The organism is Streptomyces albiflavescens (assembly GCF_014645835.1).
Taxonomy (GTDB): domain Bacteria; phylum Actinomycetota; class Actinomycetes; order Streptomycetales; family Streptomycetaceae; genus Streptomyces; species Streptomyces albiflavescens.
The window spans coordinates 165,913-182,631 of record NZ_BMMM01000016.1 but is presented as its reverse complement, the minus strand read 5'-3'; the positions used below and the strand labels follow the sequence as shown (position 1 = coordinate 182,631).

At 66.1% G+C, this 16,719-nt stretch carries 29 protein-coding genes; all 29 read left to right on the top strand.

Annotated elements, in window-relative coordinates; genetic code table 11:
• Window position 1 precedes the first annotated feature (1 nt).
• Complete coding sequence (gene rplD, locus IEY95_RS35725; protein WP_189190336.1) at window positions 2–655, top strand: 50S ribosomal protein L4; 654 nt, start codon at window positions 2–4, stop codon at window positions 653–655.
• The gene (gene rplW, locus IEY95_RS35720; protein WP_189190335.1) at window positions 655–1,071 is read left to right on the top strand and encodes a 50S ribosomal protein L23; all 417 of its coding nucleotides are present in this window, start codon (window positions 655–657) and stop codon (window positions 1,069–1,071) included. The genes rplD and rplW overlap by 1 nt, the downstream gene beginning before the upstream one ends.
• A 39-nt stretch (window positions 1,072–1,110) precedes the next feature.
• The gene (gene rplB / locus IEY95_RS35715) at window positions 1,111–1,947 is read left to right on the top strand and encodes a 50S ribosomal protein L2 (protein WP_030039757.1); all 837 of its coding nucleotides are present in this window, start codon (window positions 1,111–1,113) and stop codon (window positions 1,945–1,947) included.
• 12 nt (window positions 1,948–1,959) lie between these two features.
• On the top strand, window positions 1,960–2,241 hold the full coding sequence (gene rpsS / locus IEY95_RS35710) for a 30S ribosomal protein S19 (protein ID WP_005481224.1): 282 nt from the start codon (window positions 1,960–1,962) through the stop codon (window positions 2,239–2,241).
• A gap of 42 nt (window positions 2,242–2,283) precedes the next feature.
• On the top strand, window positions 2,284–2,631 hold the full coding sequence (gene rplV / locus IEY95_RS35705; protein ID WP_003974262.1) for a 50S ribosomal protein L22: 348 nt from the start codon (window positions 2,284–2,286) through the stop codon (window positions 2,629–2,631).
• The gene (gene rpsC, locus IEY95_RS35700) at window positions 2,631–3,473 is read left to right on the top strand and encodes a 30S ribosomal protein S3 (protein ID WP_189190334.1); all 843 of its coding nucleotides are present in this window, start codon (window positions 2,631–2,633) and stop codon (window positions 3,471–3,473) included. The genes rplV and rpsC overlap by 1 nt, the downstream gene beginning before the upstream one ends.
• 5 nt (window positions 3,474–3,478) lie before the next feature.
• Complete coding sequence (gene rplP / locus IEY95_RS35695) at window positions 3,479–3,898, top strand: 50S ribosomal protein L16 (protein WP_189190333.1); 420 nt, start codon at window positions 3,479–3,481, stop codon at window positions 3,896–3,898.
• Entirely contained in the window at window positions 3,898–4,122 is a 225-nt protein-coding gene (rpmC, locus tag IEY95_RS35690) for a 50S ribosomal protein L29 (RefSeq protein WP_003998824.1), read from the top strand. The genes rplP and rpmC overlap by 1 nt, the downstream gene beginning before the upstream one ends.
• Window positions 4,122–4,406, top strand: coding sequence for a 30S ribosomal protein S17 (rpsQ, locus tag IEY95_RS35685; protein ID WP_037626988.1), 285 nt, complete (start codon window positions 4,122–4,124; stop codon window positions 4,404–4,406). The genes rpmC and rpsQ overlap by 1 nt, the downstream gene beginning before the upstream one ends.
• A 103-nt stretch (window positions 4,407–4,509) precedes the next feature.
• Complete coding sequence (rplN, locus tag IEY95_RS35680; RefSeq protein WP_003998823.1) at window positions 4,510–4,878, top strand: 50S ribosomal protein L14; 369 nt, start codon at window positions 4,510–4,512, stop codon at window positions 4,876–4,878.
• Window positions 4,879–4,880: 2 nt separating this feature from the next.
• Entirely contained in the window at window positions 4,881–5,204 is a 324-nt protein-coding gene (gene rplX / locus IEY95_RS35675) for a 50S ribosomal protein L24 (protein WP_053674523.1), read from the top strand.
• Complete coding sequence (gene rplE / locus IEY95_RS35670; RefSeq protein ID WP_095936047.1) at window positions 5,204–5,761, top strand: 50S ribosomal protein L5; 558 nt, start codon at window positions 5,204–5,206, stop codon at window positions 5,759–5,761. Before rplX ends, rplE begins: the two co-directional genes overlap by 1 nt.
• Before the next feature lie 5 nt (window positions 5,762–5,766).
• Window positions 5,767–5,952 (top strand): type Z 30S ribosomal protein S14, encoded by a 186-nt coding sequence (locus IEY95_RS35665; protein WP_003956452.1) that lies wholly within the window; start codon window positions 5,767–5,769, stop codon window positions 5,950–5,952.
• A 210-nt stretch (window positions 5,953–6,162) separates the two neighbouring features.
• Window positions 6,163–6,561, top strand: a complete 399-nt coding sequence (rpsH, locus tag IEY95_RS35660) for a 30S ribosomal protein S8 (protein ID WP_014674378.1) — start codon at window positions 6,163–6,165, stop codon at window positions 6,559–6,561.
• 24 nt (window positions 6,562–6,585) lie between these two features.
• On the top strand, window positions 6,586–7,125 hold the full coding sequence (gene rplF, locus IEY95_RS35655; protein ID WP_189190332.1) for a 50S ribosomal protein L6: 540 nt from the start codon (window positions 6,586–6,588) through the stop codon (window positions 7,123–7,125).
• A 3-nt stretch (window positions 7,126–7,128) separates the two neighbouring features.
• Window positions 7,129–7,512 (top strand): 50S ribosomal protein L18, encoded by a 384-nt coding sequence (rplR, locus tag IEY95_RS35650; protein WP_189190331.1) that lies wholly within the window; start codon window positions 7,129–7,131, stop codon window positions 7,510–7,512.
• Between the two features lie 41 nt (window positions 7,513–7,553).
• Window positions 7,554–8,159: a 30S ribosomal protein S5 gene (rpsE, locus tag IEY95_RS35645; RefSeq protein ID WP_016645168.1), complete on the top strand. Its 606-nt coding sequence runs from the start codon at window positions 7,554–7,556 to the stop codon at window positions 8,157–8,159.
• Window positions 8,159–8,341: a 50S ribosomal protein L30 gene (gene rpmD, locus IEY95_RS35640; RefSeq protein WP_129307387.1), complete on the top strand. Its 183-nt coding sequence runs from the start codon at window positions 8,159–8,161 to the stop codon at window positions 8,339–8,341. The genes rpsE and rpmD overlap by 1 nt, the downstream gene beginning before the upstream one ends.
• A gap of 2 nt (window positions 8,342–8,343) precedes the next feature.
• Window positions 8,344–8,799 carry a 50S ribosomal protein L15 gene (gene rplO / locus IEY95_RS35635; protein WP_189190330.1) on the top strand — a complete coding sequence of 152 codons (456 nt, stop codon included), beginning with the start codon at window positions 8,344–8,346 and terminating at the stop codon, window positions 8,797–8,799.
• A gap of 244 nt (window positions 8,800–9,043) precedes the next feature.
• On the top strand, window positions 9,044–10,357 hold the full coding sequence (secY, locus tag IEY95_RS35630) for a preprotein translocase subunit SecY (RefSeq protein ID WP_189190329.1): 1,314 nt from the start codon (window positions 9,044–9,046) through the stop codon (window positions 10,355–10,357).
• A complete protein-coding gene (locus tag IEY95_RS35625; RefSeq protein ID WP_189190328.1) occupies window positions 10,357–11,013 on the top strand; it encodes an adenylate kinase in 657 nt (218 codons plus the stop codon). Before secY ends, IEY95_RS35625 begins: the two co-directional genes overlap by 1 nt.
• A gap of 191 nt (window positions 11,014–11,204) precedes the next feature.
• Window positions 11,205–12,044, top strand: a complete 840-nt coding sequence (map, locus tag IEY95_RS35620; RefSeq protein WP_189190327.1) for a type I methionyl aminopeptidase — start codon at window positions 11,205–11,207, stop codon at window positions 12,042–12,044.
• Window positions 12,045–12,266: 222 nt separating this feature from the next.
• Complete coding sequence (gene infA / locus IEY95_RS35615) at window positions 12,267–12,488, top strand: translation initiation factor IF-1 (RefSeq protein ID WP_003948620.1); 222 nt, start codon at window positions 12,267–12,269, stop codon at window positions 12,486–12,488.
• 71 nt (window positions 12,489–12,559) lie between these two features.
• Entirely contained in the window at window positions 12,560–12,673 is a 114-nt protein-coding gene (rpmJ, locus tag IEY95_RS35610; protein ID WP_003998809.1) for a 50S ribosomal protein L36, read from the top strand.
• A 216-nt stretch (window positions 12,674–12,889) separates the two neighbouring features.
• Complete coding sequence (rpsM, locus tag IEY95_RS35605) at window positions 12,890–13,270, top strand: 30S ribosomal protein S13 (protein WP_189190326.1); 381 nt, start codon at window positions 12,890–12,892, stop codon at window positions 13,268–13,270.
• A gap of 98 nt (window positions 13,271–13,368) precedes the next feature.
• Window positions 13,369–13,773, top strand: a complete 405-nt coding sequence (rpsK, locus tag IEY95_RS35600; protein ID WP_003956432.1) for a 30S ribosomal protein S11 — start codon at window positions 13,369–13,371, stop codon at window positions 13,771–13,773.
• Window positions 13,774–13,915: 142 nt separating this feature from the next.
• Window positions 13,916–14,938, top strand: coding sequence for a DNA-directed RNA polymerase subunit alpha (locus IEY95_RS35595; RefSeq protein WP_003966937.1), 1,023 nt, complete (start codon window positions 13,916–13,918; stop codon window positions 14,936–14,938).
• Between the two features lie 171 nt (window positions 14,939–15,109).
• The gene (gene rplQ / locus IEY95_RS35590) at window positions 15,110–15,613 is read left to right on the top strand and encodes a 50S ribosomal protein L17 (RefSeq protein WP_189190325.1); all 504 of its coding nucleotides are present in this window, start codon (window positions 15,110–15,112) and stop codon (window positions 15,611–15,613) included.
• A gap of 202 nt (window positions 15,614–15,815) precedes the next feature.
• Entirely contained in the window at window positions 15,816–16,673 is an 858-nt protein-coding gene (gene truA, locus IEY95_RS35585; RefSeq protein ID WP_189190324.1) for a tRNA pseudouridine(38-40) synthase TruA, read from the top strand.
• Window positions 16,674–16,719: the final 46 nt, after the last annotated feature.

Here is a 16,719-nt window from a genome sequence, read left to right as displayed (position 1 = left end):
TATGAGCACCATTGACATTCTGTCGCCCTCCGGCGACACCGCCGGGACCGTTGAGCTCCCGGCCGAGATCTTCGACGTCGAGAAGATCAGCATCCCGCTGCTTCACCAGGTCGTCGTTGCGCAGCTGGCCGCTGCCCGTCAGGGCACGCACAAGGTCAAGCGTCGTGGCGAGGTCCGCGGTGGTGGCAAGAAGCCTTACCGCCAGAAGGGCACCGGCCGCGCCCGTCAGGGTTCGACCCGTGCGCCGCAGTTCGCCGGCGGTGGCGTCGTGCACGGTCCCGTGCCGCGTGACTACTCGCAGCGGACCCCGAAGAAGATGAAGGCCGCGGCCCTGCGCCACGCCCTCACCGACCGGGCCCGCAACAACCGCATCCACGTCGTCACCGGCGTGGTCGACGGCGAGATCTCCACCAAGGCCGCGAAGGGCCTGCTCGGCAAGATCTCGGAGCGCAAGAACGTGCTCCTGGTCATCGAGCGTTCCGACGAGGCCGCGCTGCTTTCCGCGCGCAACCTGCCCCAGGTCCACATCCTGGAGCCGGGCCAGCTGAACACGTACGACGTTCTCGTCTCGGACGACGTGGTCTTCACCCAGGCCGCTTTCGAGTCCTTCGTGTCTGGCCCCAAGGCCGCTGACACCGAAGGGAGCGAAGCCTGATGGCTACGCGTCACCCGAGCATTGCCTCGAAGGCCGCCAAGGCCAAGAAGGTCGCGCGCGTCGCCAAGGCGAAGCGCCACGAGGCCGAGGGCAAGAACACCGTAGAGACGCCGCTGAGCAAGAGCTTCACGGATCCCCGTGACGTCCTCCTCAAGCCGGTCGTCTCCGAGAAGAGCTACGCGCTGCTCGACGAGGGCAAGTACACCTTCGTCGTGGACCCGCGGGCCAACAAGACCCAGATCAAGCAGGCCGTCCAGGCGGTCTTCTCGGTCAAGGTCACCGGAGTGAACACGATCAACCGTCAGGGCAAGCGCAAGCGGACCAAGACGGGCTTCGGCAAGCGTGCTGACAGCAAGCGCGCGATCGTGACCCTCGCTGAGGGCGACCGTATCGACATCTTCGGCCAGGCCTCCTAACGGAGTGCCCTGGTCCGAATATCGGACGAGGACTGAGAAATGGGAATCCGCAAGTACAAGCCGACTACGCCGGGCCGTCGTGGCTCGAGCGTCGCCGACTTCGTCGAGGTCACGCGGTCCACGCCGGAGAAGTCGCTGGTCCGCCCGCTGCACAGCAAGGGCGGCCGTAACAACGCCGGTCGTGTGACCGTTCGCCACCAGGGTGGCGGACACAAGCGCGCCTACCGAGTGATCGACTTCCGTCGTCACGACAAGGACGGCGTGCCGGCGAAGGTCGCGCACATCGAGTACGACCCCAACCGCACCGCGCGCATCGCGCTGCTGCACTACGCCGACGGCGAGAAGCGCTACATCCTCGCCCCGCGCAACCTGCAGCAGGGTGACCGCGTCGAGAACGGCCCCGGGGCCGACATCAAGCCGGGCAACAACCTGGCGCTCCGCAACATCCCGGTCGGTACGACGATCCACGCGATCGAGATCCGTCCCGGTGGCGGTGCCAAGTTCGCCCGCTCCGCCGGTGCCTCGGTGCAGCTGCTCGCGAAGGAGGGCACCATGGCCCACCTCCGCATGCCTTCCGGTGAGATCCGCCTGGTCGACCAGCGCTGCCGCGCCACCGTCGGAGAGGTCGGCAACGCCGAGCAGAGCAACATCAACTGGGGTAAGGCCGGCCGTAAGCGCTGGCTGGGCGTTCGCCCGACCGTTCGCGGTGTGGCGATGAACCCGGTTGACCACCCGCACGGTGGTGGTGAGGGCAAGACCTCCGGTGGTCGCCACCCGGTCTCCCCGTGGGGTCAGAAGGAGGGTCGTACTCGTTCGCCGAAGAAGGCTTCGAACAAGTACATCGTCCGCCGCCGCAAGACGAACAAGAAGCGCTAGGAGCGGGTTTAGATGCCGCGCAGTCTCAAGAAGGGGCCCTTCGTCGACGACCACCTGATCAAGAAGGTGGACGTACAGAACGAAGCCGGCACCAAGAACGTCATCAAGACCTGGTCCCGTCGCTCGATGATCATCCCGGCCATGCTCGGCCACACGATCGCGGTGCACAACGGCAAGACCCACATTCCGGTGTTTGTCACCGAGTCGATGGTCGGCCACAAGCTCGGCGAGTTCTCGCCGACGCGCACCTTCCGGGGTCACGTCAAGGACGACCGGAAGTCGAAGCGCCGCTAACAGCGGGGTGGAATGACCATGACAGACACTGGAAGGACAACCATGGAAGCCAGGGCCCAGGCGCGGTACATCCGCGTTACGCCCATGAAGGCCCGCCGCGTGGTGGACCTTATCCGTGGCATGGATGCCACGGAGGCTCAGGCGGTCCTGCGTTTCGCCCCGCAGGCCGCGAGCGTGCCGGTCGGCAAGGTGCTTGACAGCGCCATTGCCAACGCCGCGCACAACTACGACCACACCGACGCCGACAGCCTCTTCATCTCCGAGGCGTACGTCGACGAGGGCCCGACCCTGAAGCGGTTCCGTCCGCGTGCCCAGGGCCGCGCCTACCGGATCCGCAAGCGGACCAGCCACATCACCGTGGTCGTCAGCAGCAAGGAAGGAACCCGGTAATGGGCCAGAAGGTTAACCCGCATGGGTTCCGGCTCGGTGTCACCACGGACTTCAAGTCCCGGTGGTACGCCGACAAGCTGTACAAGGACTACGTCAAGGAAGACGTCGCCATCCGTCGGATGATGACGTCCGGCATGGAGCGCGCCGGTATCTCGAAGGTTGAGATCGAGCGCACCCGTGACCGCGTGCGGGTGGACATCCACACCGCGCGTCCCGGCATCGTCATCGGCCGCCGTGGCGCCGAGGCCGACCGCATCCGCGGCGACCTCGAGAAGCTCACGGGCAAGCAGGTCCAGCTGAACATCCTCGAGGTCAAGAACCCCGAGACCGACGCTCAGCTGGTTGCTCAGGCCGTTGCCGAGCAGCTGTCCTCCCGCGTCTCCTTCCGCCGCGCCATGCGTAAGAGCATGCAGTCGGCGATGAAGGCGGGCGCCAAGGGCATCAAGATCCAGTGCGGTGGCCGTCTCGGCGGCGCCGAGATGTCCCGCTCGGAGTTCTACCGCGAGGGCCGTGTGCCCCTGCACACGCTCCGCGCGAACGTCGACTACGGCTTCTTCGAGGCCAAGACGACCTTCGGCCGTATCGGTGTGAAGGTCTGGATCTACAAGGGCGACGTCAAGAACATCGCCGAGGTCCGCGCCGAGAACGCCGCTGCCCGCGCCGGCAACCGCCCGGCCCGTGGTGGCGCTGACCGCCCGGCCGGCCGTGGTGGCCGCGGTGGCGAGCGTGGCGGTCGCGGCCGCAAGCCGCAGCAGCAGTCCGCGCCGGCTGCCGAGGCCCCCAAGGCCGAGGCTCCCGCCGCCGCTGCCGCTCCGGCTGAGAGCACCGGAACGGAGGCCTGACCGACATGCTGATCCCCCGTAGGGTCAAGCACCGCAAGCAGCACCACCCGAAGCGCCGTGGTATGGCCAAGGGCGGTACGACGGTTGCGTTCGGCGAGTACGGCATCCAGGCCCTCACGCCGGCGTACGTGACCAACCGCCAGATCGAGGCGGCTCGTATCGCGATGACCCGCCACATCAAGCGTGGCGGCAAGGTCTGGATCAACATCTACCCGGACCGCCCGCTGACGAAGAAGCCCGCCGAGACCCGCATGGGTTCCGGTAAGGGTTCGCCCGAGTGGTGGGTCGCGAACGTGCACCCGGGCCGGGTCATGTTCGAGCTGTCCTACCCCAACGAGAAGATCGCCCGTGAGGCCCTGACTCGCGCAGCCCACAAGCTGCCGATGAAGTGCCGGATCGTCAAGCGCGAGGCAGGTGAAGCGTGATGTCGGCCGGTACCAAGGCGTCCGAGCTGCGCGAACTGGGTGACGAGGAGCTTCTTGCGAAGCTTCGCGAAGCCAAGGAAGAGCTGTTCAACCTCCGCTTCCAGGCGGCGACCGGTCAGCTCGAGAACCACGGTCGGCTCAAGGCCGTCCGTAAGGACATCGCGCGGATCTACACCCTGATGCGTGAGCGCGAGCTGGGCATCGAGACGGTGGAGAGCGCCTGATGAGCGAGAGCAACGTGACTGAGCAGAAGACCGACCGCGGCTTCCGTAAGACCCGCGAGGGTCTGGTCGTCAGCGACAAGATGGACAAGACCGTCGTCGTCGCCGTCGAGGACCGCGTCAAGCACGCGCTGTACGGCAAGGTCATCCGCCGTACCAGCAAGCTCAAGGCCCACGACGAGCAGAACGCCGCCGGCGTCGGCGACCGCGTCCTCCTGATGGAGACCCGGCCGCTGTCCTCGACGAAGCGCTGGCGCATCGTCGAGATCCTCGAGAAGGCCAAGTAATTACCTGAGGGGTATCCCTCAGGTTCGTTCCGCCAGGCTCGGGGCGGGGTCGTCGTAAAGGACGGCCCCGCCCCGGGAACCGGCAGACAATCAGGAGATAGACGTGATCCAGCAGGAGTCGCGACTGCGTGTCGCCGACAACACTGGTGCGAAGGAAATCCTTTGCATCCGTGTGCTCGGTGGCTCCGGTCGCCGCTACGCGGGCATCGGTGACGTCATCGTCGCCACCGTCAAGGACGCGATCCCCGGTGGCAACGTGAAGAAGGGTGACGTCGTCAAGGCGGTCATCGTTCGCACCGTCAAGGAGCGCCGCCGTCCGGACGGCTCGTACATCCGCTTCGACGAGAACGCCGCCGTCATTCTGAAGAACGACGGCGACCCTCGCGGCACCCGTATCTTCGGCCCCGTCGGCCGTGAGCTGCGCGAGAAGAAGTTCATGAAGATCATCTCGCTCGCGCCGGAGGTGCTGTAAGCATGAAGATCAAGAAGGGCGACCTGGTCCAGGTCATCACCGGTAAGGACAAGGGCAAGCAGGGCAAGGTCATTGCCGCTTACCCGCGCGACGAGCGCGTCCTGGTCGAGGGTGTCAACCGGGTCAAGAAGCACACGAAGGCCGGCCCCACCGCTCGCGGTTCGCAGGCCGGCGGCATTGTGACCACCGAGGCCCCGATTCACGTGAGCAACGTTCAGCTCGTCGTGGAGAAGGACGGCAACAAGGTCGTCACGCGCGTCGGTTACCGCTTCGACGACGAGGGCAACAAGATCCGCGTTGCCAAGCGGACGGGTGAGGACATCTGATGGCTACCACCACCACTCCGCGTCTCAAGACGAAGTACCGCGAGGAGATCGCGGGCAAGCTGCGTGAGGAGTTCTCGTACGAGAACGTCATGCAGGTTCCCGGCCTCGTCAAGATCGTGGTCAACATGGGTGTGGGCGACGCCGCCCGCGACTCCAAGCTGATCGAGGGCGCCATCCGCGACCTCACCACGATCACCGGTCAGAAGCCGGCCGTCACCAAGGCCCGCAAGTCCATCGCGCAGTTCAAGCTGCGTGAGGGCCAGCCGATCGGTGCCCACGTCACGCTCCGTGGCGACCGCATGTGGGAGTTCCTGGACCGCACCCTGTCGCTCGCGCTGCCGCGCATCCGCGACTTCCGCGGCCTGTCCCCCAAGCAGTTCGACGGCCGTGGCAACTACACCTTCGGTCTCACGGAGCAGGTCATGTTCCACGAGATCGACCAGGACAAGATCGACCGTACCCGGGGCATGGACATCACCGTGGTGACCACGGCGGCCAACGACGCTGAGGGCCGTGCCCTTCTCCGTCACCTCGGCTTCCCCTTCAAGGAGGCGTAAGCGAGATGGCGAAGAAGGCTCTGATTGCCAAGGCTGCTCGTAAGCCCAAGTTCGGTGTGCGTGCGTACACCCGCTGCCAGCGCTGCGGCCGTCCGCACTCCGTGTACCGCAAGTTCGGCCTGTGCCGCGTGTGCCTTCGTGAGATGGCTCACCGTGGCGAGCTGCCGGGCGTGACCAAGAGCTCCTGGTAATCCCGTAATTCGGGATTCCAGAGGCTCTCGGTAAGCAAAGGGCACTGTCAGGGGCCCACCCCTCCATGGCTTAGGCTAGGAGGGTTGGGCGCCTGACGCCCGTACGACTTACTACGCCGTAGGTCCCCGCACCGCACCCGTCCCGCCTCTGAGCGGGGAGAGGGATGGCGCATACAGGAAACCCCGGCGAGAGAGGCCGAAGGCCAATTCATGACCATGACTGATCCGATCGCAGACATGCTTACGCGTCTGCGTAACGCGAACTCGGCATACCACGACTCGGTGTCGATGCCGCACAGCAAGATCAAGTCGCACATCGCGGAGATCCTCCAGCAGGAGGGCTTCATCACGGGCTGGAAGGTCGAGGACGCCGAGGTCGGCAAGAACCTCGTCCTCGAGCTGAAGTTCGGCCCGAACCGTGAGCGCTCCATCGCGGGCATCAAGCGGATCTCCAAGCCCGGTCTCCGGGTGTACGCGAAGTCCACCAACCTGCCGAAGGTGCTCGGCGGCCTCGGCGTGGCGATCATCTCCACGTCCCACGGGCTCCTCACCGACAAGCAGGCCGGCAAGAAGGGCGTAGGCGGAGAAGTTCTCGCCTACGTCTGGTAGCGGAAGGGAACGGAGGAAACAGCTATGTCGCGTATTGGCAAGCTCCCCATCACGGTTCCCGCCGGCGTGGACGTCACCATCGACGGCCGTACGGTGCAGGTGAAGGGCCCCAAGGGCACCCTCTCCCACACCGTCGCGGCGCCGATCGAGATCGCTAAGGGCGAGGACGGCGTGCTGAACGTCACCCGCCCGAACGACGAGCGTCAGAACAAGGCCCTCCACGGCCTGTCCCGCACGCTGGTGGCGAACATGATCACCGGCGTGACCACGGGTTACGTGAAGAAGCTCGAAATCAGCGGTGTCGGTTACCGAGTCCTGGCGAAGGGTTCCAACCTGGAGTTCTCGCTCGGCTACAGCCACCCGATCACCGTCGAGGCCCCCGAGGGCATCACCTTCAAGGTGGAGGCCCCCACCCGGTTCTCGGTCGAGGGCATCGACAAGCAGAAGGTCGGCGAGGTTGCGGCCAACATCCGCAAGCTGCGCAAGCCTGACCCGTACAAGGCCAAGGGCGTCAAGTACGAGGGCGAAGTCATCCGCCGCAAGGTCGGAAAGGCGGGTAAGTAAGCCATGGCATACGGTGTCAAGATTGCTAAGGGCGACGCTTACAAGCGTGCTGCCATCAAGCGTCGTCACATCCGGATCCGTAAGCACATCTCGGGTACGGCTGAGCGTCCGCGCCTGGTCGTGACGCGCTCGAACCGCCACATCGTGGCCCAGGTCATCGACGACGTTAAGGGTCACACCCTGGCGTCGGCGTCGACCCTGGACACCACGATCCGTGGTGGCGAGGTCGACAAGTCCGCGCAGGCCAAGCAGGTCGGCGCCCTGGTCGCCGAGCGTGCCAAGGCCGCCGGCGTCGAGGCTGTCGTATTCGACCGTGGTGGCAACCAGTACGCCGGGCGCATCGCCGCCCTGGCGGACGCCGCCCGCGAAGCCGGACTCAAGTTCTGAGTCGGTTCCGTAGCTAGCGGAAACAGAGAGAGGTAATTCCAATGGCTGGACCCCAGCGCCGCGGTGGCGGTGCCGGTGGCGGCGAGCGGCGGGACCGGAAGGGCCGTGACGGCGGCGCAGCTGCCGCCGAGAAGACCGCGTACGTTGAGCGCGTTGTCGCGATCAACCGCGTCGCCAAGGTTGTGAAGGGTGGTCGTCGCTTCAGCTTCACCGCGCTGGTCGTGGTGGGCGACGGTGACGGCACCGTGGGTGTCGGTTACGGCAAGGCCAAGGAGGTGCCGGCCGCCATCGCCAAGGGTGTGGAGGAGGCCAAGAAGCACTTCTTCAAGGTCCCGCGTATCCAGGGCACCATCCCGCACCCGATCCAGGGTGAGAAGGCCGCGGGCGTCGTCCTGCTCAAGCCGGCTTCGCCGGGTACCGGTGTGATCGCCGGTGGTCCCGTGCGCGCCGTCCTGGAGTGCGCCGGCGTTCACGACATCCTGTCGAAGTCCCTGGGCTCCGACAACGCGATCAACATCGTGCACGCGACCGTGGCGGCCCTCAAGGGCCTGCAGCGTCCCGAGGAGATCGCGGCTCGCCGTGGTCTGCCCCTCGAGGACGTCGCCCCCGCGGCTCTTCTCCGTGCGCGTGCCGGGGCTGGTGCGTAATGGCGCAGCTCAAGATCACGCAGGTGAAGTCGTACATCGGTAGCAAGCAGAACCACCGTGACACTCTGCGCTCCCTTGGTCTCAAGGGCATCAACACGCAGGTCGTCAAGGAGGACCGCCCCGAGTTCCGCGGCATGGTGCGCCATGTCCGCCACCTCGTGACGGTCGAGGAGGTCGACTGATCATGGCGGAGAACAACCCGCTCAAGATCCACAACCTCCGTCCCGCCCCGGGCGCCAAGACCGCCAAGACCCGTGTGGGTCGTGGTGAGGCGTCGAAGGGTAAGACGGCTGGTCGTGGTACCAAGGGCACGAAGGCCCGTTACCAGGTTCCGGAGCGCTTCGAGGGTGGCCAGATGCCCCTCCACATGCGTCTCCCGAAGCTGAAGGGCTTCCGCAACCCGTTCAAGACCGAGTTCCAGGTCGTGAACCTCGACAAGCTGGGCGCGCTGTACCCGGAGGGTGGCGAGGTCACCGTCGAGGGTCTCGTCGCCAAGGGTGCCGTTCGCAAGAACAGCCTCGTCAAGGTCCTCGGCCAGGGCGAGATCTCCGTGGCGCTGCAGGTGACGGTCGACGCCGTCTCCGGCTCCGCCAAGGAGAAGATCACCGCCGCCGGCGGTACCGTCACCGAGCTCGTCTGATCTCATCAGGCGTCTCGATGACTTGAGCGATCCCGACCGGGGATGCCCCACAATTGGGGCATCCCCGGTTGGTCGTTCCAAGGGGGGCAGTGTCGCCGGTAAGGTGGCCTGCACTGCAAATTTTCGTCCGGTGGGCCTCATGGGAACTCCGGACGGCATTTGATTGTTGGTTAGCTGTCAGTCATCCGTCGAACCTCAAGACCGTCACCTCTGACGCAGTAGCGCGGGGGTCGCAGGAGGCACCGTGCTCACCGCGTTCGCCCGGGCGTTCAGGACGCCCGACCTGCGCAAGAAGCTGCTCTTCACGCTCGGCATCATCGTGGTGTTCCGGGTCGGTACGCACATCCCGATCCCGGGCGTCGACTACAAGTCCGTCCAGACCTGTATGGATGTGGCCAGCTCGAACCGCGGCCTGTTCAGTCTGATCAACATGTTCAGCGGTGGCGCGCTGCTCCAGATCACTGTCTTCGCGCTCGGCATCATGCCGTACATCACGGCGAGCATCATTCTCCAGCTGCTGACCGTGGTCATCCCGCGACTGGAAGCCCTCAAGAAGGAGGGGCAGGCCGGTACGGCGAAGATCACGCAGTACACCCGTTACCTCACGGTGGCACTCGCCGTTCTGCAGGGCACGGGCCTGGTGGCCACCGCTCGCAGCGGCGCGCTCTTCCAGGGCTGCCCCGTGGCGAACCAGATCGTGCCCGACCAGTCGATCTTCGCCACCATGACCATGGTCATCACGATGACGGCCGGTACCTGTGTCGTCATGTGGCTCGGCGAGCTCATCACGGACCGCGGCATCGGCAACGGCATGTCGATCCTGATGTTCATCTCGATCGCCGCGACCTTCCCGAGCGCGCTGTGGACGGTCAAGCTGCAGGGCAAGCTGGCCGACGGCTGGATCGAGTTCGGCACCGTGATCGCGGTGGGTCTGTGCATGGTCGGCCTGGTCGTGTTCGTCGAGCAGGCTCAGCGACGGATCCCGGTCCAGTACGCGAAGCGCATGATCGGTCGCCGGGCGTACGGCGGAACGTCCACGTACATCCCGCTGAAGGTGAACCAGGCGGGTGTCATCCCCGTGATTTTCGCCTCTTCGCTGCTCTACATCCCGAGCCTTGTGGCCCAGTTCGCGGGGGGCAACTCGGGCTGGAAGACCTGGGTCAGCAACAACCTGACCAAGGGCGATCACCCGATCTACATCACCACGTACTTCCTGCTGATCGTCTTCTTCGCCTTCTTCTACGTGGCGATCTCCTTCAACCCCGAGGAAGTCGCCGACAATATGAAGAAGTATGGTGGCTTCATCCCGGGCATCCGGGCTGGCCGACCGACCGCTGAGTACCTGAGCTACGTACTCAACCGGATCACCTGGCCGGGTTCGCTGTATCTGGGCCTGATCGCTCTCGTGCCGACGATGGCGTTGGTTGGTTTCGGGGCAAACCAGAACTTCCCGTTCGGTGGCACGAGCATCCTGATCATCGTGGGTGTCGGGCTCGAGACGGTGAAGCAGATCGAGAGCCAGCTCCAGCAGCGCAATTATGAAGGGTTCCTCCGCTGATGCGAATCGTCCTCGTCGGGCCGCCCGGTGCCGGCAAGGGAACGCAGGCCGCGTTCCTCGCCAAGAACCTGTCGATCCCGCACATCTCCACGGGCGACCTGTTCCGCGCCAACATCAGCCAGCAGACGGAGCTCGGCAAACTCGCGAAGTCCTACATGGACAAGGGCGAGCTGGTTCCGGACGAGGTCACCATCGCGATGGCCAAGGACCGCATGGAGCAGCCCGACGCGGAGCACGGCTTCCTCCTCGACGGCTTCCCGCGGAACGTCTCGCAGGCCGAGGCGCTCGACCAGATGCTGCAGGCCGAGGACATGAAGCTGGACGCGGTCCTGGACCTGGAGGTCCCCGAGGACGAGGTGGTCCGGCGCATCGCGGGCCGCCGCATCTGCCGCAACGACTCGTCGCACGTCTTCCACGTCGCCTACAAGGCGCCGAAGAAGCAGGGCGTCTGCGACGTCTGCGCCGGCGAGCTGTACCAGCGCGACGACGACTCCGAGGAGACCGTCCGCAAGCGCCTGGAGGTCTACCACACGCAGACCGAGCCGATCATCGACTACTACAAGGTCCAGGGCCTGGTCGTCACGATCTCGGCACTCGGCAAGGTGGAAGAGGTCACGGCGCGCGCCATGGAGGCACTGTCGCGCCAGGCCGCGTAAGCGGTAGCTGTACGTCGCTCCGGCCGCGGCACCCAGGGAGGGTGCCGCGGCCGAAGTGTGAGCCGGGTCCCTCCGCCCGTGCCGCCACCCTCGCCCGTGACCGCGTGTCCGTCCAGCGCCGCGGGGCCGGTGTCGTCCCCCGTATCGTTGGAGAAGTCCGTCCTCTCCGGTCCAGAAAGGCCGCAGCCGCCATGGTGCAGATCAAGACCCCCGAGCAGATCGCCAAGATGCGCGAGGCGGGACTGGTCGTCGCCGCCATCCATGCGGCCACGCGTGAGGCGGCCGTGCCCGGTGCCACGACCAAGGACCTGGACGAGGTCGCCCGCAAGGTGCTCGCCGAGCACGGGGCGAAGTCGAACTTCCTCGGGTACGGCGGTTTCCCGGCGACCATCTGCACCTCGCCCAACGAGGTCGTCGTCCACGGCATCCCGAGCGACGAGGTCGTCCTGAAGGACGGCGACATCATCTCCATCGACTGCGGCGCCATCGTGGACGGCTGGCACGGGGACGCGGCGTACACGGCGTTCGTGGGCTCCGGTCACGCCCCGGAGCTGATCGAGCTCTCGCGGGTGACCGAGGAGTCGATGTGGGCCGGCATCGCCGCGATGAAGCAGGGCAGCCGTCTGGTCGACGTCTCCCGTGCCATCGAGACGTACATCCGCCGTCAGCCGAAGCCCGGCGGCGGCCGCTACGGGATCGTCGAGGACTACGGCGGCCACGGCATCGGCACCGAGATGCACATGGACCCGCATCTGCTGAACTACGTGGAGCGCAAGCGGGGCAAGGGGCCCAAGCTGGTTCCCGGCTTCTGCCTGGCCATCGAGCCGATGGTGTCCCTGGGCACCCCGAAGACCGAGGTCCTCGAGGACGACTGGACGGTCATCACGACGGACGGCACCTGGTCCTCCCACTGGGAGCACTCGGTCGCGCTGACCGAACAGGGCCCGCTGGTGCTGACGGCTCCGGACGGCGGCAGGGCGAAGCTCGCCGAGTACGGGGTCACCGCGGCCCCCGATCCTCTGGCGCACTGACGTATGTGACGATCACAGCTGGCCGACCCGGTGGGCAGCCCGCCCCGTCCATCGCGCATATCGCGTCGATGGGTGGGGCATCGTCATGAGTGGCGAAGAGGACCGGGAGAATTCGTCTTTCGGGGTGCGCTGACGTAGACTGACTCGTCGGCTCTCGTGCACCCGCATGTCTGCATGCGCTCGTGCGGAGTCGATCAAGGTAGTCGATTCGAAGGGCGAAGCGTGGCCAAGAAGCAAGGTGCCATCGAGATCGAGGGCACTGTCGTCGAGTCTCTTCCGAACGCCATGTTCAAGGTCGAGCTCCAGAACGGCCACCAGGTCCTGGCACACATCAGCGGCAAGATGCGTATGCACTACATCCGCATCCTCCCTGACGACCGGGTCGTGGTGGAGTTGTCTCCGTACGACCTGACGCGTGGCCGGATCGTCTACCGGTACAAGTAGATCTTGCCTTTGCTCCGTGCTCCCGGTTTCCGGGACGCGGGGGGTGGCACTGACCCGGAGAACCTCACCTAATGAAGGTCAAGCCGAGCGTCAAGAAGATCTGCGACAAGTGCAGGGTGATCCGCCGTCACGGCCGGGTCATGGTCATCTGCGAAAACCCGCGCCACAAGCAGCGCCAGGGCTGACGCACGACCGAACCTTCTGCACCCGCAGAAATTCGCGCGACGCAAGCAGTACATGTTCATACGCAGAATCCAGGGCTGAGTCTCATCAGACCTGACACCCCCGGTCGGAGGCCGGGGACCCGGTTCGTACCGAATCTTCGATCTTCAGGAGAGAAGAGGACGGCGGGCGGGATTCGGTTCTGCGGAAGACCTCCGAACGACAACTGGAGCCATTGAATGGCACGCGTTTCCGGTGTTGACATCCCGCGCGACAAGCGTGTGGAGGTCGCCCTCACCTACGTGTTCGGCATCGGCCGGACCCTTTCCCAGCAGACGCTGGCCGAGACCGGTGTGAACCCGAACACCCGTGTTCGTGACCTCTCCGAGGAGGAGCTGGTCAAGATCCGCGAGTACGTGGACGCCAACCTCAAGACCGAGGGTGACCTCCGTCGCGAGATCCAGGGCGACATTCGCCGCAAGATCGAGATCGGCTGCTACCAGGGTCTGCGTCACCGCCGTGGCCTGCCCGTCCACGGTCAGCGCACCAGCACGAACGCTCGTACCCGCAAGGGCCCGCGTCGCGCCATCGCCGGTAAGAAGAAGCCGGGCAAGAAGTAGTCCTCAGCGGACGCTGCGGATTTTCCGGGTCTGCCCCGGAGCGCCGCATACCAGCGGTCTTCGCTGTAGGACCGACCACCTCCCCGTAGGAGTAATAGATGCCCCCCAAGGGTCGTCAGGGCGCTGCCAAGAAGGTGCGCCGCAAGGAAAAGAAGAACGTCGCTCACGGGCACGCTCACATCAAGAGCACGTTCAACAACACGATCGTCTCGATCACGGACCCCTCGGGCAACGTGATCTCCTGGGCCTCCGCCGGCCACGTCGGCTTCAAGGGCTCGCGCAAGTCCACCCCCTTCGCCGCGCAGATGGCCGCCGAGTCGGCCGCCCGCCGCGCGCAGGAGCACGGCATGCGCAAGGTTGACGTCTTCGTGAAGGGCCCGGGCTCCGGTCGCGAGACCGCGATCCGCTCCCTCCAGGCCACGGGCCTCGAGGTCGGCTCCATCCAGGACGTCACCCCCACCCCGCACAACGGCTGCCGTCCGCCCAAGCGCCGCCGCGTCTGAGGCTCGGTTGTCTTGAGGTTTCGGGCGGTACGGCTCTTCGGAGCGGTGCCGCCCGTACCCTTGCAATACCCGCACTGTGAAAGGTGCGGTTCCGTCGGGCGTCAAATAGCGGGCGTCCACGAAAGAAGGATCTGATCCACACATGCTGATCGCTCAGCGTCCCTCGTTGACCGAAGAGGTCGTCGACGAATTCCGCTCCCGGTTCGTGATCGAGCCGCTGGAGCCGGGCTTCGGCTACACCCTCGGCAACTCCCTGCGTCGTACGCTCCTCTCCTCGATCCCGGGTGCGGCGGTCACGTCCATCCGTATCGACGGTGTCCTGCACGAGTTCACCACCGTGCCGGGCGTCAAGGAGGACGTCACCGACCTGATCCTCAACATCAAGCAGCTGGTCGTCTCCTCGGAGCACGACGAGCCTGTCGTGATGTACCTGCGCAAGCAGGGTCCGGGCCTGGTCACCGCCGCCGACATTGCGCCGCCGGCCGGTGTCGAGGTGCACAACCCCGACCTCGTCCTCGCCACGCTCAACGGCAAGGGCAAGCTGGAGATGGAGCTGACCGTCGAGCGCGGTCGCGGCTACGTCTCCGCCGTTCAGAACAAGCAGGTCGGTCAGGAGATCGGGCGCATCCCGGTCGACTCGATCTACTCGCCGGTGCTGAAGGTCACGTACAAGGTCGAGGCGACCCGTGTCGAGCAGCGCACCGACTTCGACAAGCTGATCGTCGACGTCGAGACCAAGCAGGCCATGCGACCGCGTGACGCCATGGCGTCGGCGGGTAAGACCCTGGTCGAGCTGTTCGGTCTGGCCCGCGAGCTCAACATCGACGCCGAGGGCATCGACATGGGCCCGTCCCCCACGGACGCCGCCCTTGCCGCCGACCTCGCGCTGCCGATCGAGGAGCTGGAGCTCACGGTCCGCTCCTACAACTGCCTCAAGCGTGAGGGCATCCACTCCGTGGGTGAGCTCGTCGCCCGCTCCGAGGCCGACCTCCTGGACATCCGCAACTTCGGTGCGAAGTCCATCGACGAGGTCAAGGCGAAGCTGGCCGGCATGGGCCTGGCCCTCAAGGACAGCCCGCCCGGATTCGACCCGACCGCCGCCGCCGACGCCTTCGGCGCCGACGACGACGCGGACGCGGGCTTCGTGGAGACCGAGCAGTACTGAGCTCGGGACCACCGGTCCGTACCCGGGCGCGGGTGCGCTGTGGCTGATCGCGCAGTTCCCCGCGCCCCTTCCAGGCCCCTTCGGGAGCCTGGATCTCCGACAGGCGACCGCCTGCTCGGATACTGACCCCGGTACCTGATACGGCCGGGGCAGACACCTAGGAGAAACACCATGCCGAAGCCCACCAAGGGTGCCCGTCTGGGCGGCAGCGCCGCGCACGAGAAGCTGCTCCTCGCGAACCTCGCGAAGTCGCTCTTCGAGCACGGCCGCATCACCACCACCGAGGCGAAGGCCCGTCGCCTGCGCCCGTACGCGGAGCGTCTGGTCACCAAGGCGAAGAAGGGTGACCTTCACAACCGCCGTCAGGTGCTCTCGGTGATCACGGACAAGAGCATCGTGCACACGCTCTTCACCGAGATCGGCCCGCGCTACGAGAACCGCCCGGGTGGTTACACCCGTATCACCAAGATCGGTAACCGCCGTGGCGACAACGCGCCCATGGCTGTCATCGAGCTGGTGGAGGCCCTGACCGTGGCCCAGCAGGCCACCGGTGAGGCCGAGGCGGCGACCAAGCGTGCCGCGAAGGACGCCGAGGCCAAGACCGAGGCCCCGGCCGAGGTTGTCGAGGACGCGGCTCCGGCTGCTGCCGAGGGCGACGAGTCCAAGGACGCCTGAGGCTCTGCCTTGCGGTGAGCGGGTCCGCCCCCTGCGGGGCGGGCCCGCTTTCGCGTTTCCCCGGCGAGGGTCGAGTGCCGTACGCGGCCGCGGGGCCGGCTGGTGGCGGCTGTCCGCAGCAGCGGTGGCGTCTGTCCGCGGCCTGTGGCGATGACGACGATTGTCCGCGGCCTTGATGGAGTGCGGTTGAGAGGATCTAGGTGTGAGTGACGAAGTGCAGCCCGGTTTTGTGCGTGTGCGGATGGACCTTTCCTATGACGGGACGGAGTTCTCCGGATGGGCCAAGCAGGCCAGGGGGCAGCGGACCGTGCAGGCGGAGATCGAGGACGCTCTGCGGACGGTGACGCGGTCGAAGGAGATGACGTACGAGCTGACCGTGGCCGGGCGGACCGATGCCGGTGTGCATGCGCGGGGGCAGGTGGCGCACGTGGATCTGCCGGTGGAGCTGTGGGCCGAGCATCAGGAGAAGCTGCTGAAGCGGCTGGCCGGGCGGCTGTCGAAGGACGTGCGGGTGTGGTCCCTGACCGAGGCGCCCGACGGGTTCAACGCGCGCTTCTCGGCGATCTGGCGGCGGTACGCCTACCGCGTCACCGACAACCCCGGCGGTGTGGACCCGCTGCTGCGCAATCATGTTCTCTGGCACGACTGGCCGTTGGACCTCGATGCCATGAACGAGGCCGCTCAACGGCTCGTCGGGGAGCATGACTTCGCCGCCTACTGCAAGAAGCGTGAGGGCGCGACGACCATTCGTACGCTCCAGAAGCTGAGCCTCGTGCGCGGCGACGACGGGATCATCACCGCCACCGTCCGCGCCGACGCCTTCTGCCACAACATGGTGCGCTCGCTGATCGGCGCGTTGCTGTTCGTCGGGGACGGGCATCGCGGGTCCGACTGGCCCGGGAAGGTACTGGCCGCCGGCGTACGGGATTCGGCCGTTCATGTCGTACGGCCGCATGGACTCACGCTGGAAGAAGTCGGTTACCCCGCCGACGAGTTGCTGGCCGCGCGGAACAAGGAGGCGCGGAACAAGCGTTCGCTGCCCGGAGCGGGTTGCTGCTGAGCACCCTCTGCGCCATGGGATTTCCATAATTATGCGGCATTTCGAG

Coding starts and splice junctions, on each gene's coding strand:
- rpsS (WP_005481224.1), top strand. CDS start 1,960: ATGCCGCGCAGTCTCAAGAAGGGGCCCTTCGTCGACGACCACCTGATC.
- rplR (WP_189190331.1), top strand. CDS start 7,129: ATGGCATACGGTGTCAAGATTGCTAAGGGCGACGCTTACAAGCGTGCT.
- rplW (WP_189190335.1), top strand. CDS start 655: ATGGCTACGCGTCACCCGAGCATTGCCTCGAAGGCCGCCAAGGCCAAG.
- rpsM (WP_189190326.1), top strand. CDS start 12,890: ATGGCACGCGTTTCCGGTGTTGACATCCCGCGCGACAAGCGTGTGGAG.
- rplQ (WP_189190325.1), top strand. CDS start 15,110: ATGCCGAAGCCCACCAAGGGTGCCCGTCTGGGCGGCAGCGCCGCGCAC.
- rplO (WP_189190330.1), top strand. CDS start 8,344: ATGGCGGAGAACAACCCGCTCAAGATCCACAACCTCCGTCCCGCCCCG.
- IEY95_RS35665 (WP_003956452.1), top strand. CDS start 5,767: ATGGCGAAGAAGGCTCTGATTGCCAAGGCTGCTCGTAAGCCCAAGTTC.
- rpmD (WP_129307387.1), top strand. CDS start 8,159: ATGGCGCAGCTCAAGATCACGCAGGTGAAGTCGTACATCGGTAGCAAG.
- rplX (WP_053674523.1), top strand. CDS start 4,881: ATGAAGATCAAGAAGGGCGACCTGGTCCAGGTCATCACCGGTAAGGAC.
- rplF (WP_189190332.1), top strand. CDS start 6,586: ATGTCGCGTATTGGCAAGCTCCCCATCACGGTTCCCGCCGGCGTGGAC.
- rplP (WP_189190333.1), top strand. CDS start 3,479: ATGCTGATCCCCCGTAGGGTCAAGCACCGCAAGCAGCACCACCCGAAG.
- rpmC (WP_003998824.1), top strand. CDS start 3,898: ATGTCGGCCGGTACCAAGGCGTCCGAGCTGCGCGAACTGGGTGACGAG.
- rplE (WP_095936047.1), top strand. CDS start 5,204: ATGGCTACCACCACCACTCCGCGTCTCAAGACGAAGTACCGCGAGGAG.
- rpsQ (WP_037626988.1), top strand. CDS start 4,122: ATGAGCGAGAGCAACGTGACTGAGCAGAAGACCGACCGCGGCTTCCGT.
- map (WP_189190327.1), top strand. CDS start 11,205: ATGGTGCAGATCAAGACCCCCGAGCAGATCGCCAAGATGCGCGAGGCG.
- rplB (WP_030039757.1), top strand. CDS start 1,111: ATGGGAATCCGCAAGTACAAGCCGACTACGCCGGGCCGTCGTGGCTCG.
- rpsC (WP_189190334.1), top strand. CDS start 2,631: ATGGGCCAGAAGGTTAACCCGCATGGGTTCCGGCTCGGTGTCACCACG.
- IEY95_RS35595 (WP_003966937.1), top strand. CDS start 13,916: ATGCTGATCGCTCAGCGTCCCTCGTTGACCGAAGAGGTCGTCGACGAA.
- rpsE (WP_016645168.1), top strand. CDS start 7,554: ATGGCTGGACCCCAGCGCCGCGGTGGCGGTGCCGGTGGCGGCGAGCGG.
- rplV (WP_003974262.1), top strand. CDS start 2,284: ATGGAAGCCAGGGCCCAGGCGCGGTACATCCGCGTTACGCCCATGAAG.
- rplD (WP_189190336.1), top strand. CDS start 2: ATGAGCACCATTGACATTCTGTCGCCCTCCGGCGACACCGCCGGGACC.
- rpsH (WP_014674378.1), top strand. CDS start 6,163: ATGACCATGACTGATCCGATCGCAGACATGCTTACGCGTCTGCGTAAC.
- rpmJ (WP_003998809.1), top strand. CDS start 12,560: ATGAAGGTCAAGCCGAGCGTCAAGAAGATCTGCGACAAGTGCAGGGTG.
- IEY95_RS35625 (WP_189190328.1), top strand. CDS start 10,357: ATGCGAATCGTCCTCGTCGGGCCGCCCGGTGCCGGCAAGGGAACGCAG.
- rpsK (WP_003956432.1), top strand. CDS start 13,369: ATGCCCCCCAAGGGTCGTCAGGGCGCTGCCAAGAAGGTGCGCCGCAAG.